Source organism: Brevibacterium sp. ACRRH (assembly GCF_022346365.1).
In the GTDB taxonomy this organism is placed as follows: Bacteria; Actinomycetota; Actinomycetes; order Actinomycetales; family Brevibacteriaceae; genus Brevibacterium; species Brevibacterium paucivorans.
Map to the genome: position 1 here is coordinate 191,606 of NZ_JAKRMN010000005.1, position 15,579 is coordinate 207,184.

The following is a 15,579-nucleotide window of genomic DNA, read 5'->3' on the forward strand; positions in this document are numbered from 1 at the left end:
TGGCTGAGCGTAAAGACTGCGTAAGCCTGCGGTCATAACTCTAAAACGTCGCCGCTCCAGTTGCGCCGTAGCCACCTGTCGTGTGATGCAACCACGACTGCTCCTGGGTACCCCGGAATGGCTGCCTCAAGTTCAGTGACGAGCGCCAATGACAGGTGGTTCGTGGGTTCGTCCAGCAACAGCACGTCTGGCGGATCGGCCAGCTGGATCGCCAGGGCCAGGCGACGTTGCTGTCCCACGCTTAAAGCTTCGACAAGACGATTCTGGTCCCAGGGCGCGATCAGCCCAAACGTCGACAGAGGAACCTGCTCCGCCCGCGCAACTCCCACCATGTCTGCGTACGCCTGCGCTACCGTGCGACCTGACCTCCGGCGGTGAGGATCGGGAAGAGTTGTCTCTTGCGCCAGCATTCCTACGCGCACACCACTACGACGAGTCAGGGCACCTCGGGACGGAGATAAATCGCCGGCAAGCACGTGAAGCAAAGTGGACTTTCCCACCCCGTTTGCACCGGTGACCAGCAGTTTTGTAGACGGACCAACCGTGAGGGACACTGTAGCAAGCCGGTTCTCAACGCTGACCTTCACGGCGCTGAGAACGGTACCAGTTTTAACCGGTTCAGGTTGATTAGCGGCGGTCAGACCTTGGAACTCTAACTCTCGAGGTGGACGCTGAATTTGTCGTTGTTGAAGCTCCTCTAACCGTGCACGAGCGTCGTTCACGCGGCGCGAGACAACTTTAGCGTTCCGGTCAGCGTAGAACTTTTTGGCCATTCGAATCTCACTACGAGGTTCGCGTCCCGGATGGCCGACCGTCCGACTGTTGCGCAACGTGGCGCTTAACCGTTTGAGCTCTGCTTGTTCTTCTTCGTATTGGAGCTCCCATCGGTTTCGGACCTGTCGACGTTCGTCTAGATAGTCGGTGTAGGTACCCGTGTAGCGAGTGACGCCCACGCCTGAAGCTGGACCGGCCGAGGTGTCTTGTGCCTTATGAGGTACTGGGCGGGGGTCAAGGTCAACCAAGCCGGTGACAGACTCATCGAGGAACGCGCGATCGTGACTTGCTATCAACACAGGTCCGGTCCACTCGGCCAACATTTGGCACAGGTGCTCGGAAGCTGCGTCGTCCAGATGGTTGGTGGGTTCGTCCAACAAGAGTACGTCCGGTCGAGAAAGCAACAGCCACACCAGAGACAGGCGGGCACGCTCGCCACCTGACAAGGATCCAGTAGGAAGCTCACGGTCGAGGTGAGCGAGCCTGAATCCTGCCAGCGTTGTGCTGATCCGGGTATCTATTTCCCAGGCTCCCAATCGTTGAGCGGTTTCCAACGTTGTGGCAAGTTGTTCGGCAGCACCTGGCGCATGTGGATCTTCAGCCAGCGCTTGTGAAGCCTGTTCAACTGCTGCTGCAGCTCGCCGGACATGGGCTACGGCGGATTCGAGGGCGTGAGCGACAGAATCGTCCATGTCAAACGGCGGACGCTGGTGTAATAGGCCCACCGTAGCCAGTCCCCCTGGCCGAGACACGTGGACAATTCCGGTGTCTGGTTGAGTGTGTCCGGCAATGATCCGCAATAACGTGCTCTTGCCAGAGCCGTTCTCCCCGATCAATCCCACACGGCTGTCAGCAGGAACGGAGAAAGAAATGTCGGTCAGGACACGGCGGTCGCCAAATGATTTAGAGATCCCCTCAACTCGAAGGTGAGCAGGGGATGACGCAGGTGAGTTGGTGGTAGACATAATGATCCTCGTGGTCGCGCGGTCTCCCGCCGGGCACGGCCTCGGTCGCGGGAGCGGAACGAAGATCACTTGAGCATGAGGCCATCATACACAAGGTGCTTCACCAGATGTGTGGCAGGGGCTGTTCTTAGCTGATCTGGATGCCCGGTTCGTCCGTGGTGTAGCCAATCACCGGGTGGCCCGGAATCTCACCGACGAGCAATAGTCCGCCCGAGGTTTGAGCGTCCGCCAACAGGATCACGTCGTCATCGCTGATGCCTGAGCCCACCTGGAACTGCTCGGCCAGATTCGACTTCACCCAGTCCAGGTTTCTGCGTGACCCGCCGGGGATGAACCCTTCGCTCACACTTGTTCTGGCGGCGTCCAAAACAGGAACAGCGGACATGTCGATGCGGGCACCCACTCCTGATGCACGGCACATTTTGAACAGGTGACCCAGCAGGCCAAAGCCGGTGACGTCGGTGGCTGCGGTAATGCCAGCCTGTGTCGCGGCAACCGCTGCGTCACGATTGAGCGTGGTCATGGATTCGACTGCTTCAGGGAAGACGTCGCCGGTTGCCTTGTGGCGGTTGTTGAGGATTCCCACACCCAGCGGTTTGGTCAACGTAATGGGTAGGCCCGGCTTGGCAGCGTCGTTGCGCATGAGCGCCTCAGGGGTCACGGTGCCGGTTACGGCCATGCCGTACTTGGGTTCAGGGTCGTCCACCGAGTGCCCACCGATCACGGGGACTCCCGCTTGTTTACCGACCTCGAGTCCACCGGCCAGCACGTCCTTGAACAGAGATGGAGGCAGGACCTCACGTGGCCAGCCCACCAGGTTGATGGCCACCACTGGGGTGCCACCCATCGCGTAGATGTCGCTCAGCGCGTTAGCCGCTGCGATGCGTCCCCAGTCGAACGCGTCGTCAACGACAGGGGTGAAGAAGTCCGCTGTTGAGAGCACGATCGTGTCGTTGCCGATGCTCACTGCGGCGGCGTCGTCACCGTCGTCCAGTCCAACGACAACCGAGTCGTAGTCTTGGCCGGCCAGTCCTTTCACGGCTTCTTCGAGTTCGCCCGGCGGGATTTTGCAGGCGCACCCGCCACCGTGAGCAAGGGACGTTAAACGTGGAAGGTCGTGAGCAGTCATGGGCCCAGCGTATCCCAGGCTTACAGCTCATGCGCGTAGCGCACCCCACGTGTGCAACGATGTTCTCAATGTGCGTGTGAGCGCGCATTCAACCAAGCACCGGCTATGAGGGAATACGTTTTCGATGGAGAACGCCAGCGAACAAAACTTTGTCTTGACCGTTGCAGTGAAAATCAATTCAGCTGAATACGAGAAATTTGTGGAAAGTGTCGAGGCAATGCTCCACGCTCATAAGGCTTCGAACTGGGTGATTGACCCATTCGGAACTGACGAGCAATTCGACTTCTACGAAGAAATGTTAGACAACTAGGTGAGGCCCTTCGATGGTAGGTTTTGCTCATGGAGGCGTCCGGGTCCTGGTGGGCCCCGCAGTCTTCAAAACTGTTGAAACCGAGTAGCTCGGTTTGGCGGGTTCGATTCCCGTCCGCCTCCGCCACAGGAAGGGGACACGTGTCTGAAGATCCGCGTCGCAATTTGCCACGCACCGATGCTCTGTTGGCCAGTGACTGGGTTCGCGCGGCCTCAACGCACCTCAACGCGACCACCACACGGGCAATCGTCCGACGGCACCTAGACCGCGCACGCACGCAACCCTCTTTCACCTCGGCGACCTTCCGTGACGACCTCGTCGCAGACCTCACCCGCTTCAACTCCGGCATTTACCGCTCCACGATCAACGCGACAGGCGTGGTGGTCCACACCAACCTGGGCCGCGCCCCGTTGAGCCCGTGGGCCTCAGAAGTCGCCGGGCACACCGCCGCGTACGTCGACATTGAGATGGACCTGGAATCCGGCAAGCGGGGGCGCCGAGGTGTCGAAACCACCGACGCTCTCACCCTCCACGTGGCTGCCGCTGAGGACGCGCTGGTGGTGAACAACTGCGCCTCGGCGCTCATGCTCGTGGCCGCACAGAGCCGGCCCGGCCGCATCCTGCTTTCGCGCGGGGAGTTCGTGGAAATTGGGGCGGGTTTCCGTTTGCATGAACTCATGCGTTCGGTGGGTGCCACCATCACCGAGGTGGGATCCACCAACCGCACCCACCTGGCGGACTATCGGCGCGAGTGTGAAGCCGGCGAGGTGTCCGCGATTCTCAAGATCCACCCGTCCAACTATGCGCAGTCCGGGTTCACGTCCTCCCCCAGCACGCAGGCGCTCGCACAGCTGGCGCGCGAATACGACGTACCGCTCGTTGTGGACATCGGTTCGGGCCTTTTGGCACCCAACCCGCACTTGCCCAACGAACCGGATGCCACCTCGGAGTTGGAAGCCGGGGCAGACATTGTGCTGTTTTCTGGCGACAAACTGCTAGGTGGCCCGCAGGCCGGCATCATTCTGGGCAAGCGGCAGCTGGTCACGCAGCTCGCGACGCACCCGTTGGCGCGGGCGGTGCGGGCCAGCAAGTTCGTGTTGGCCACCTTGGCGGCCACGGTCGTGGGTGAGGAACCGCCCGTCCACACGTATGTGGGGTTGTCGTCTGAGAACCTCCGCGAGCGCACCGAAACGCTGGCGGCAACGCTCAATGCCGCCGAGGTGTCAGTCGAGATCACGCCCCACGCCGGTCGCGTGGGTGGCGGCGGTGGTACCGGGGTGGAGCTTCCCGGGTGGGCCGTACGGCTGCCGGAGTCGTTTGCGAAGCCGTTGCGCGTGGGTGAACCGTCCGTGGTTACGCACGTGCAGGACGGGGCGTGCCTGGTGGACGTGCGGTGCGTTGACCCGTCGGACGATCACGTGCTTGCGTCGCGGATCATCGAGTGTGCCCGGGCGGCAGGCAATGCAGGCGCGGAAACTGAGCACACGGATCGCTGACATGTCGTTTGTTGTCGCCACGGCCGGGCATGTGGATCACGGTAAGTCCGCACTGGTGCGCGCCCTGACCGGGTCGGATCCAGACCGGTTAGATGAAGAAAAGCGGCGCGGGCTCACGATTGATTTGGGCTTCGCGCACTGCACGCTGCCCAGTGGCACGCACGTGTCGTTTGTTGATGTGCCCGGCCACGAACGCTTCATTGGCAACATGCTGGCTGGGCTCGGTCCGGCTCCTATTGTGTGTTTCGTCGTGGCGGCCGATGAAGGCTGGTCGGCGCAGTCCACTGATCACCGTGACGCGCTCGAGGCTCTGGGAATCTCCCGAGGTGTCATCGTGCTCACCAAGTGCGACTCGGCAACGCCCGAGCAAATCGCTCACGTGAGTTCCCAAGCCCGCACCGAACTCAGCTGCCTGCCGGGCGCTCCCCTGGTGACCACCTCGGCGGTCACCGGGGACGGGCTTCCGGAACTCCTTGACGCCTTGGACGAGGTCACCAGTGCCGCTCCCCCACCTGCCACGCACGGGCGGGTGCGCATCTGGGTTGACCGCGCGTTCGCCATCACCGGCGCGGGCACGATTGTCACGGGAACTCTGGGCGAAGGCACGGTGACTACCGAGCAGAACCTGGAGCTCACCTCGGCGCAGGCCCGCACTCGCGTCACGGTCCGGGGGCTGCAGAATCACAATGCGTCGGTCAGTAGCATCGCGCCGGTATCCCGAGTGGCGCTGAACCTGCGCGGGATCTCTGCACAGGACATTTCCCGAGGTGACGCCCTCATCACGCCGGACGCCTGGCACGTGGCGGACGTTGTGGACGTCGCAGGCGTGGCTGTGGACACGATTCCCACTGACGTGACCGTGCACATTGGCGCGGCCAGCATGCAAGCGCACGTGCGTCCCTTGTCCCACCGTTACGCGCGGCTGAAACTGTCCCATGCGATTCCCGTCCAGGTGGGTGACCGGCTGGTGGTACGTGGAAGCGGGGAGCGCGCGGTGCTGGGCGGTTTGACCGTGTTGGATGTGGACCCGCCCGAGCTTTTTCGGCGCGGATCTGCCGTTGAGCGCGCCCACGCCCTTGACCACTACTCCCCTGCCGACATTACGGCCGAACTGACCCGTCGCGGGTGCGTGCGGGAGTCCACGTTGACCACGTTCGGCTACGAAGTGCCTGGTGAGGCAGACCAGTTGCCGACGGGGGTTGCGCGCATGGGCGCGTGGCTCGTGCGGGAGGACGTTGTGCGCACGTGGGTGGCACAGGTTGCGCGGCTGCTTGAGGACGACGCCCGAGACCCGCTGTCACGGGGCGTGCCGCTTGCGCAGTTGGCGAAGAGTGTGGGGTGCCCGCGTGAGTTGGTAGAGGGGCTGGTTGAGTCCCCCGCCGAGGTGGTTTCCGGCTTTGCGCGTCTACCGGGCTCTGGTTCGTTGGGGACTGCAGAAGCTGGTGTCGCGGAGTTGGAGCGGCGCTTGTCTGAGCACCCGTTTGATGCGCCGGAAGCCCGTGATCTGGAGGATCTGGGCTTGGGTGTGCGTGAGCTTGCCGCTGCCGAGCAGGCGGGCAGGCTGTTGCGTCTCAGCGACGGCGTGGTGGTGCTTCCGTCTACGCCGGCGCGCGCCATGCGAGTGCTGGCTGGGTTGACGCAACCGTTTACGTTGAGCCAGGCCCGGCAGGCGTTGGACACGACCCGCAGGGTTGCCATTCCGCTGTTGGAACACACAGACGCCCGAGGTTGGACCACCCGTGTGGATGGCAACCTCAGGCGTGTGCGAGGTTAGTTTCAGTTGTCCTGAGCGGTTTCTTCGAGGTCTTCCTCTTCACCGTCTTCGTCGTCGAACTCTGCGTCATCGACGTACACCAGGCCGGAGTGGGCCAGCAGAACAGGAGTGTCCTGTCCTTCCCACGTGCCAATGAGCTGGCCCGGCTGGTTTGCTTCTTCTTCGCTGAGGCCTTCAAGGTCGAGTTCTGCGAAAAGTTCAAGAACGCCGATCAGGTTTTCGTCGTCCTCTTCTTCTTCGAGTTCGATCTCACCGGTTCCGATGACGTCTGCGAGACCCTCGGTGATGGGGGTTTGCGTGTCGCCGTCGACCAGGAACTGTTCTGCGCCGCTGCGTTCTTCACTGATAGTCACGTCGAGTGCCTCAGCAAAGACAGGGTCTGACATGCCCAGGTACACGTAGCGTGTTCCCAGCACCGAGTGCTCCATGGTGGTGATGAGTTCGTCTTCTTCGGCATCTTCCAGCGGTTCGGGGCGGTACACCAGTGGCACCTGAAGAACTGAGCCGTCGGGGGTACGCACAATGTGTACTTCCATGCCGATCTGGCCAGCAGGGTCGTCGAAACGGTAGCTTGTGAGTTTCTCGATGTCTGCTTCGTCGGTTCCTAAGACCGTGGCGATGACCTGGTTCTTGGAAGGTGAGAGTTCTGCGTTGTAGATCTGGGCCATGGTGGGGCTCCTTTTATGCTTTGCGTGTGCCGGGAATCCACTCGCCGTCTTCCACCGTGTAGTCGGCGAAGATCGCGGGGGCTTCCTTCTTCATAATCTCACCGATCTTGTTAAACACGAGGCGAATTTCTTCCTCCGCACCCTTAGCGGTGCGCATTTCAATGACGTGGCGCAGCGTACGCAGGTTAGCGGTGAACACGATCCCCGTTGCCAAGCCCTCAGGGGCGAAGCGGCGCATGAACGACGTCATGTGCTTCTTGTGCGTAAAGTTCTGGCCTTCTTCATCAAGCCCAAAGTGTTCGCTCATCCACTTCTGGTGCTCTTCCATCCGGTCAAGCAGGTCCAAGCTACGCTTCATGAGTTCTTCATCTTCACGCGCCCATTCGGGGAACCAGAAAGGAATGTCTTCTAGGCGCACATAGCGCAAGGACTCTTGCGAGTATGCGGCGCCGGCGCGGTGACGGATGAGTTCGTGGGTAAAGACGCGCGACACGTTGTGCAGAATGAACGTGTAGCTGGCGTGTTCCAGAACGGACCCGTGCTGGGATGCGACCACGTTGCCCAAGTACTGCGTGGAGTCCGTGCGCACGCGACCCACGTTTGGGTTAAGCCCCGGTTCCCACGAGCGGTAACACATGCGTCCGGCGAACTCCAGAAGGTCTTCGCTGTCAGGGGACTCCTGGTCGCGCACGCGGTCTGACCATGCGGTTCCGCCTACTTCTTCAAGGTAGGCTGTGATCTCTTCCCAGTCGATTTTGGGGCGTGAAATCAGTTCAACACTGGGCTCAACGGGGCGCACGTGGGCTCCTTCTGTTGTGGTACTTTTGACTGCCAGTCTAGTGGTTTATGCGTGCGGTTCACGCACGTTCAGGGAACTCGTTTCGTCCACTCTTCAGTGCCGAATTTCGTGTCGATGAGTTCGCGTGCTCGCTCCAATTCCTGAGCTGTGACGGCGCCGCTGCTGGCCCCGGTTCTGCGAGTGAACGTGTCGATCATGGTGTGAATGACCTGTTCACGGCTCACACCCGTTTGGCTACGCAACGGGTCCACGCGCTTCTTGGCTGAAGCAACACCCTTGTCGGAAATTTTCGCTTTTCCGATGCGCAGAACTTCGACCATTTTGTTGGCGTCGATGTCGTAGCTCAACGTGTCGTGGTGGAGGACAGCTCCAGCGGACACGCGCTTCTGAGCGGCTCCCCCGATTTTTCCGTGTTGAGACACGATGTCGTTGATGGGTTCATAGGTTGCTCTGACACCCAGCTGGGTGAGCGCATCCAAAATGAACTGGTCCATGAATGCGTAGGACTCTTCGTAACTTAATCCGGCTACCAGGCTGTCTGGGGCGTAAATCGAGAAGGTCACACAGTTGCCACCTTCCATGAACATCGCTCCCCCACCGGACACCCGGCGCACCACCTGCACGTCATAACGCGCAACACCTTCAGGTTCGACTTCGTTGGAGTACGACTGGAATGAACCGATCACCACGGCGGTGTCGTCCCACTCCCAAAACCGCACGGTGGGTTTCCTGCGCCCAGCCGCCACCTCTTCGAGGAGCACCTGGTCGAGTGCCACGTTTTCAACCGTGGGGCGAGACTCGTCGTGGAAAATCTCCCACTCGTGGTCCCAAAAATCGGTGGCACCTGTCAGACCGCGTCGCACCGCGAACGCGACATCAGCGGTACTGAAACCTTGCAAGTCCACCTGGGCGCCCACCTCGGCGGCGGCCTGGTTAACAGCCTTATCCAGCCGCTCAGTGATCTCTTCACGGCTGTCCGCGGTGCTCACACCCACCAGGGCGGGGGCCAGCGCAAAGTACGCTTCGTCAGGCTCTAAGAAAAAGTCGCCGGATACCTGCGCGTGGGTGATGACACCGTCGGTGAGTTCACCGTCGACCACCACGAGTTTTCCGCCAGGGACTTTTCTTTCCGTGTGAAACGTGTTCATACAGACGAGCCTACCGCTTTGGGCCCAGCTGGTGTGGGTGTCCTGTCTGCCGAGGTGGGTGCCGGCTTTAGTCGAGTTCCTCGCCTGCGGTTTCCCGGCCGAAGAACACCATGACGATCACGGCCACGAACACCAGGGCGCCGGTGAGTGCGAACGTGTTGACCAGCCCGATGTTGGGCCACAGGAGCGAACCGAACACGATGGGGGCGATCCCGATGGCCAGGCGGCTGGCCGAGGACGCCCACCCGAAACCAGACGAGCGCAGGCGCGTGGGGTACAGCTCGGTGACATAGGTGTAGAGCGCGGGAACCGAAACCTGGATGAGGAATCCGAACAGCAGGATTGCGATCACGGCTGGGCGCGAAAGCTGTGTGCCGGAGTTTTCGAGTTCAAGTGCAAACCACACGAGTGATCCTGCTGCCAGAACCGCCGAGGCGCCCAGTACCCATTTGCGGCCAATGACTTCGATGAGGAGCGCCGAAGCAACGACACCGGCGATTCCAATCGCGGTCATGCCACCTGTTGTGATGAACGCGGCTTGGTCGGTGAGTCCTTGCTTCTTGAGGATTCCGGGGAGCCAGGTCAGTGCCGCGTAGTACAGCAGAAGCACCGACACGAACAGGGTCCACGAGGTGAGGGTAATCTTCCACGAGTACTGCCACAGCAGGTTCACCTGCCCGGTCATGGCACGCAGGCGTTGCATGAGAGGTGCCGCTTTGGGGGCTTCTTCAACGCCGTCGTGGGACCATTCGGTGACGTTGGCGCCGGTGCGCTTGACGAGTTTTCGAATGACCGCGTCCGCTTCCGCGTTGCGACCCTGGGACAGGAGGTACATGGGTGATTCTGGAATGAAGAAGCGAACTGCAACGATCAGCAGCGCCGGAAGCACCATGACCAGCATGATGGTGTGCCATGATGCGAAGCTCACCAGCCACGCTGAAACAACGGCGCACAGAGTCGCGCCCACCGGCCACCAGCCGTCCATTGCCGTGAGCACGCGTCCGCGGTGTTTCGTGGGTGTGAACTCGCCTACCAGGGCGTAGTCAACCGGGATACACCCGCCGAGCCCAAACCCGGCGCAGAAACGGAAGATCAAGAACAGTGCGTAGTTGGGTGCTAACGCTCCCAGCACCGTGAACGCGGAAAAGATAAGCAGGGTGAGTGTGAACGCTTTTTTGCGCCCCATGCGGTCAGCAATGCCGCCCCAGATGAACGCCCCCAGGGCCATTCCGATGAGGTTAGCGGTGGCGATCCAGGCCGCCTGCCCAATGCTGAGGCCCCACTCTTTTGCCAGCAGTGGGATGAGGAACCCGTTGAGGGCCACGTCCCACGCGTCAAACATGAAACCAAGGCCACCCACAATGAAGATTGCGCCTTGAACATTCCATTTCCAGGGGAGGTTTGATACCACCTGTTGTGCCGTTGGCACTTCCGTTGCCACACGATTCATGACAGTTATTCCTATCTGAAGTGGCGCGCCGATCAGATCTGCCGACCGGAATTTGTGTGCCGTCACTGCGGCCTGGAAGTTGAGTGGCTATTGAGCCCTTCCACGAGCTAGGTCACACACCGTACGCGCTTAGCGGTATAGCTTACTCCGTTTTTGAGTGGGGTGAAGCTATACCGCTAAGCGTGAGACGGTGCGAATTTCGAGGAGCTTAGGCCAGCTTGACCATCCAGCCTTCGGGGCCCTCAGCGCGGCCGTACTGGATGTCAAGCAGGGTCGAGCGAAGTTTCATGGTGACTTCACCTGGTTCCGTGCTCTGCTCAATTGTGTAGTCGTCTGACACCAAGCGACCGATTGGCGTGATCACCGCGGCGGTTCCACAGGCGAACGCTTCAACAATTTCACCGGCAGCGGCGCGTTCACGCCATTCAGCAACCTCGATGTCACGTTCAACTGGGGTCAGGCCAATCGACGGTGCCAGCTCCAGCAGTGAACGGCGGGTCACACCATCAAGAATGGTTTCGGAAACGTTTGGGGTGAGGAGTTCGTTGTCCTTGGTGACCAGCATGAGGTTCATGCCGCCCAGCTCTTCCAGGTACTTCGATTCTTTAGCGTCGGTGAACATGACCTGCTGGCATCCCTTTTCAGCCGCTTGGTTACCGGCCTTCAGGGACGCCGCGTAGTTACCACCGCACTTAGCGAAACCGGTTCCGCCGGTGCCAGCGCGCTTGAGGTCCTGGGACAGCCAGATGTCGACAGGCTTGATACCGCCGGCGAAGTACGGTCCGGCAGGTGACGCGATCACGTAGTAGTCGACTTCCTGGCTTGCACGAACGCCCAAGAACGTTTCGGAAGCGATCATGAAGGGGCGCAGGTACAGCGACACTTCATCAGCTGCGTCCATCGGGGTTGCGACCCAGGCTTCGTCGAGTTCGACCAGCGCTCGGAGTGATCCCACGAAGTCTTCGGCGGAAATTTCTGGTAGTGCCAGACGGGCGGCTGACTTGTTCATGCGTTCCGCGTTCTTGGTGGGACGGAAGGTCCACACCGAACCGTCAGCGTGACGGTATGCTTTCATACCTTCGAAAATTTCCTGCGCGTAGTGGAAGACTGCGGCGGCTGGGTCCAGAACCAGAGGGCCGTAGGGCTTCACGGAGTGCGCGTGCCACCCTTGTTCTTTGGTGTAGCGGATGTGGCTCATGTGGTCGGTGAAGTAGTCACCGAAGCCTGGCTTAGCAAGGATTGCTTCGCGCACACCCTGTGGAGCGGGCTGCGAGTTCTTCTGCTGGACAAATGTGCTCATAGTAAGTCTCCATTAACTCGATTCGCTTCTGTGACCGATGTTACTCCCTTAGCCGATGCGTTGCGCGATCGCGTCCCCAATTTCTGAAGTTGAACGCTTCGCATCGCCGCGTTCGACGATGTCGGCTTCGACTGCAGTTTCAATTGCTTTGGCGACGACGTCGAGTCCCAGGTTCTGTGCCATGAGGGCTGCGGAGAGGATCGTCGCGGTGGGGTCGGCGATCCCCTCACCTGCGATGTCGGGGGCGGATCCGTGGATGGGCTCAAAGAGGGACGGTCCGGTTTCGTTGACGTTGAGGTTCGCCGAGGCGGCAAGACCAATCCCGCCCGTCACCGCGGCGGCGAGGTCCGAGATGATGTCGCCGAACAGGTTGTCGGTGACGATCACGTCGTAGCGCTGTGGGTCGTTGACGACGTACATGGTGCAGGCGTCGGCGTGTTCGTAGTTGACGGCTACATCCGGGAACTCCGGTGCGATTTCTTTCACGACGCGCTCCCACAGGTTTCCCGCATGGACCATGACGTTGGTCTTGTGGACGTAGGTGAGTTTCTTGCGACGCTTGTTGGCTTGTTCAAATGCGTAGCGGACCGCGCGTTCGACTCCGTAGCGGGTGTTGACGGAGATCTCATTGGCGACTTCGTGTTCTGTGTGGGCGCGCAGGAATCCACCTTGTCCCGAGTACGACCCTTCGGTTCCTTCACGCACCACGATGAAGTCGATGTTCCCAGGGTCTTTCAGGGGCGAGCTGGTGCCTGGGAAATAGCGGGAGGGGCGCAAGTTGATCGCGTGGTCGAGTTCGAAGCGCAGTTTGATGATGACGCCACGTTCAAGGACTCCGGATGGCACGCGCGGGTCACCGATTGCGCCAAAGAAAATGGCGTCGTGGGTGCGCAGCTGTTCGAGTTCTTCGTCGGTGAGGGTTTCGCCGGTTTCCAAGTAGCGTTCGGCAGAGGGCCCGAACTCGTTAAGGTCGAGCTCAACGGAGTCGCTGCTTGCTTCAATTGCGCGTTTGAGGACTTTCAGCCCTTCAGGGACTGTTTCTTTTCCGATTCCGTCGCCGGGAATTACTGCAATCTTGAACGTAGTCATAGGTTTCACAGTAGCCCCTGCATCTCACTATTCAGTAACACATCTCACAAACTGGTCGATTCGCGGGCGCTCGTTTCATACACTGCTCATATGCCCACAACGATCCGCAACAAACGCGCTGCCGCACTGCCCGCGAAACTGTCCAGGAGCTGGCTACTGGTCAACGCACTTCGCCCCGAATCCTTTGAAACCGCCCAGACGAGCGAGTCAGATTCGGTGATCTTCGACCTCGAGGCGGCCGTCCCGGAAGTCTCCAAGGACCAAGCACGCGACAACGTGGTCAACGCTTTGTCCACCGACATGGCGGGGTGGGTGCGCATCAACTCGATCAACACGCCCTTGTGGGAAGAGGACCTGGATGCGCTCAACGGCCTGCCGGGCCTCAAAGGCGTGATGCTACCCAACACTGAAGAGCCGGATCAGGTCACGCTGACCGCAATGCGAGCAGGTGCGGGCATTCCAGTTTTAGCCCTCATTGAAACGGCGATCGGGATCGAGGCTGCGACCCGCATCGCGCAGGCGCCGGGCACGTTCCGCCTGGCCCTAGGTACCAACGACTTCCGTAAGGACACGGGCGTGGGCGATGACCCCATGGCGCTTGCATACGCGCGCTCACGGCTGGTCGTTGCCACGCGCGTGGGTGGTTTGCCGGGCGCAATCGATGGCCCTTCCCCCGCGAGCGCGAACTCCAAAGCCCTGCTCCATGACTGTGGCTGGACGTTGAAGATGGGGATGACGGGCAAACTCATTTTGAACCCGCAACAGGCGGTGACCATCAACGACGCGTTAGCGCCCAGCGAGGATGATCGCACGTGGGCGCGCAAGATGCTGGAAGAAGCAGAAGCCGCCGGCGATAACGCGATCGCCGACGGCTCCTACCTGCCCCGACTGTCCCGCGCGAAGAAGATCGCGCAGTTGTCAGACTCCTACGGGCTGTGGAAGAACTAAGTTACTTCTCTTCGATGTTCGCAACCCGAGCGAAGCTTGCCCCAAAGTCAGCAGCGACGGTGTCAACGACCTCGGCCGTCACTTCCGAATCAACTGCGAGCACGGCCAACGCCTGATCATTCTTGGGCGAGACCTGCATGGCTTCAATGTTGATGCCCAGATTGCCCAGCGCCTGACCGAACAGGCCAATGACGCCGGGGCGGTCGTCGTATTTAAAGACGACGAGGTGGTCGCTGAGTTTCATTTCGAGGTCGTAGCCGTCGATTTCGGTGAGTTTCTGCACGTCCTTGGGGCCGGTGACGGTTCCAGCGACGCGGATTTGTTGCCCCGCCGAGGTGGCAGCGACGAGCGTGACGACGTTGCGGAAGTTCTCGCTAAGGGGTTCGGTAGCGAGTTCGACGGTGACGCCGCGTTCTTGGGCAAAAAGTGGGGCGTTGACGTAGGACACTGCGCCGTCGACCACGTCGAGGAAGAGTCCTTTGAGCGCGGACAGTTTGAGGACGCTGACGTCCTTTTGGGTCACTTCGCCACGTACTTCAACGCGCAGGTGAGTGACCGGGTCGCCGGCCATGGCTGAGACGACGCGACCCAGGCGTTCGGTGAGCGCGATGCCGGGGCGTACTTGTGGGTCGATGGCGCCACCGGCGACGTTGACAGCGTCTGGCACGAGTTCACCGGCCAGGGCTTTGCGCACGGATTGTGCGACGGCGATGCCGGCTTTTTCTTGGGCTTCTGCAGTGGAGGCGCCCAGGTGTGGGGTGACGTTGATGCGGTCGTGGGCCATGAGTGGTGAGTCCACGGGTGGTTCTTGGGTGAACACGTCGATGCCTGCGCCACCTACGCGGCCGTCTTCGATGGCTTTGGCGAGTGCAGCTTCGTCGACGATGCCACCGCGGGCAACGTTGATGATGCGCGCGGTGGGTTTGACCTTGGTGAATGCTTCCTCGCCTATCATGCCGATTGTTTCTGGGGTTTTGGGCATGTGAACGGTGATGAAGTCGGATTGTTCGAGGAGTTCGTCGAGGCTCACGACGGTCACGCCCATTGCTGCTGCGCGGGAGGAGGAGATGTAGGGGTCATAACCGATGAGGTTCATGCCAAAGGCTTTTGCGCGTTCAGCGACAAGGCCGCCGATGCGCCCCAAGCCCACGATGCCCAGGGTCTTTTCGTAGAGTTCAACGCCGGAGAGTTTGGAGCGGTTCCACTCCCCTGCTTTGAGGGAGGCGTGGCCTGCGCCGTAGTTGCGGGCGGAGCCCAGGATGTGTGCCATGGTGAGTTCGGCGGCCGAAATGATGTTGGAGGTAGGCGCGTTGACGACCATGACGCCGGCGCGGGTGGCGGCGGGGATTTCTACGTTGTCGAGGCCCACGCCAGCGCGTGCGATGACTTTGAGTTCTGGGGCTGCAGCGATTGCTTCTGCGTCCATTTTGGTTGCGGAGCGGATGAGCACGGCGTTGACGTCTTTGAGGGCGGGGAGGAGTTCGGTGCGGTCTGCCCCGTTGCATTTCCTGATTTCGAAGTCGGGCCCCAGTGCGTCGACGGTTGCGGGTGAGAGTTCTTCTGCAATTAGGACAACGGGTTTCACTGTGCCTCCTGAACACGTGCTGATGACCCAGGTGCGGGATACGGGTCTATACGTATCTTATTCATGGTGATGAATATGTTTTACAGCGGGGTCTGCTTTCACCGCCGAACATTTCATACCGCGGGACGATGAACAGCGCTTGCC

At 60.6% G+C, this 15,579-nt stretch carries 13 protein-coding genes and 1 tRNA gene; 5 read left to right on the forward strand and 9 right to left on the reverse strand.

Annotation, left to right across the window (positions count from 1 at the left end):
- Positions 1–32: 32 nt before the first annotated feature.
- The gene (locus tag MHX53_RS06985; protein ID WP_239271719.1) at positions 33–1,739 is read right to left on the reverse strand and encodes an ABC-F family ATP-binding cassette domain-containing protein; all 1,707 of its coding nucleotides are present in this window, start codon (positions 1,737–1,739) and stop codon (positions 33–35) included.
- A gap of 127 nt (positions 1,740–1,866) precedes the next feature.
- Complete coding sequence (selD, locus tag MHX53_RS06990; RefSeq protein ID WP_239271720.1) at positions 1,867–2,868, reverse strand: selenide, water dikinase SelD; 1,002 nt, start codon at positions 2,866–2,868, stop codon at positions 1,867–1,869.
- Positions 2,869–2,992: 124 nt separating this feature from the next.
- Here selD and MHX53_RS06995 point away from each other — a divergent pair, with 124 nt between their 5' ends.
- The 4 genes from MHX53_RS06995 (at position 2,993) to selB (ending at position 6,448) form a co-directional block, all read left to right on the forward strand.
- Positions 2,993–3,178 (forward strand): hypothetical protein, encoded by a 186-nt coding sequence (locus MHX53_RS06995; RefSeq protein ID WP_239271721.1) that lies wholly within the window; start codon positions 2,993–2,995, stop codon positions 3,176–3,178.
- Positions 3,179–3,209: 31 nt separating this feature from the next.
- Positions 3,210–3,304: transfer RNA gene (locus MHX53_RS07000), tRNA-Sec, on the forward strand.
- 14 nt (positions 3,305–3,318) lie between these two features.
- Positions 3,319–4,674, forward strand: a complete 1,356-nt coding sequence (gene selA, locus MHX53_RS07005; protein ID WP_239271722.1) for an L-seryl-tRNA(Sec) selenium transferase — start codon at positions 3,319–3,321, stop codon at positions 4,672–4,674.
- A gap of 1 nt (position 4,675) precedes the next feature.
- Entirely contained in the window at positions 4,676–6,448 is a 1,773-nt protein-coding gene (gene selB, locus MHX53_RS07010; RefSeq protein ID WP_239271723.1) for a selenocysteine-specific translation elongation factor, read from the forward strand.
- A gap of 2 nt (positions 6,449–6,450) precedes the next feature.
- Here the strand turns inward: selB and MHX53_RS07015 are convergent, their stop codons facing one another.
- The 6 genes from MHX53_RS07015 to MHX53_RS07040 all read right to left on the reverse strand — a co-directional run bounded on the left by MHX53_RS07015 (position 6,451) and on the right by MHX53_RS07040 (position 12,902).
- The gene (locus tag MHX53_RS07015) at positions 6,451–7,116 is read right to left on the reverse strand and encodes a hypothetical protein (protein ID WP_239271724.1); all 666 of its coding nucleotides are present in this window, start codon (positions 7,114–7,116) and stop codon (positions 6,451–6,453) included.
- A 13-nt stretch (positions 7,117–7,129) separates the two neighbouring features.
- The gene (thyX, locus tag MHX53_RS07020) at positions 7,130–7,915 is read right to left on the reverse strand and encodes an FAD-dependent thymidylate synthase (RefSeq protein ID WP_239271725.1); all 786 of its coding nucleotides are present in this window, start codon (positions 7,913–7,915) and stop codon (positions 7,130–7,132) included.
- Between the two features lie 68 nt (positions 7,916–7,983).
- Positions 7,984–9,063: a biotin/lipoate A/B protein ligase family protein gene (locus tag MHX53_RS07025; RefSeq protein WP_239271726.1), complete on the reverse strand. Its 1,080-nt coding sequence runs from the start codon at positions 9,061–9,063 to the stop codon at positions 7,984–7,986.
- A 67-nt stretch (positions 9,064–9,130) separates the two neighbouring features.
- Positions 9,131–10,513, reverse strand: a complete 1,383-nt coding sequence (locus MHX53_RS07030) for an MFS transporter (RefSeq protein WP_239271727.1) — start codon at positions 10,511–10,513, stop codon at positions 9,131–9,133.
- A gap of 208 nt (positions 10,514–10,721) precedes the next feature.
- The gene (locus MHX53_RS07035; RefSeq protein ID WP_239271728.1) at positions 10,722–11,813 is read right to left on the reverse strand and encodes a branched-chain amino acid aminotransferase; all 1,092 of its coding nucleotides are present in this window, start codon (positions 11,811–11,813) and stop codon (positions 10,722–10,724) included.
- Positions 11,814–11,861: 48 nt separating this feature from the next.
- Positions 11,862–12,902 carry a 3-isopropylmalate dehydrogenase gene (locus MHX53_RS07040; RefSeq protein WP_239271729.1) on the reverse strand — a complete coding sequence of 347 codons (1,041 nt, stop codon included), beginning with the start codon at positions 12,900–12,902 and terminating at the stop codon, positions 11,862–11,864.
- A 90-nt stretch (positions 12,903–12,992) separates the two neighbouring features.
- On the opposite strand from MHX53_RS07040, the gene MHX53_RS07045 reads away from it, so the two are divergent.
- Positions 12,993–13,850: a CoA ester lyase gene (locus MHX53_RS07045; protein ID WP_239271730.1), complete on the forward strand. Its 858-nt coding sequence runs from the start codon at positions 12,993–12,995 to the stop codon at positions 13,848–13,850.
- A gap of 1 nt (position 13,851) precedes the next feature.
- Here MHX53_RS07045 and serA read toward each other — a convergent pair whose 3' ends face one another.
- On the reverse strand, positions 13,852–15,435 hold the full coding sequence (gene serA, locus MHX53_RS07050; protein WP_239271731.1) for a phosphoglycerate dehydrogenase: 1,584 nt from the start codon (positions 15,433–15,435) through the stop codon (positions 13,852–13,854).
- Between the last annotated feature and the right edge of the window lie 144 nt (positions 15,436–15,579).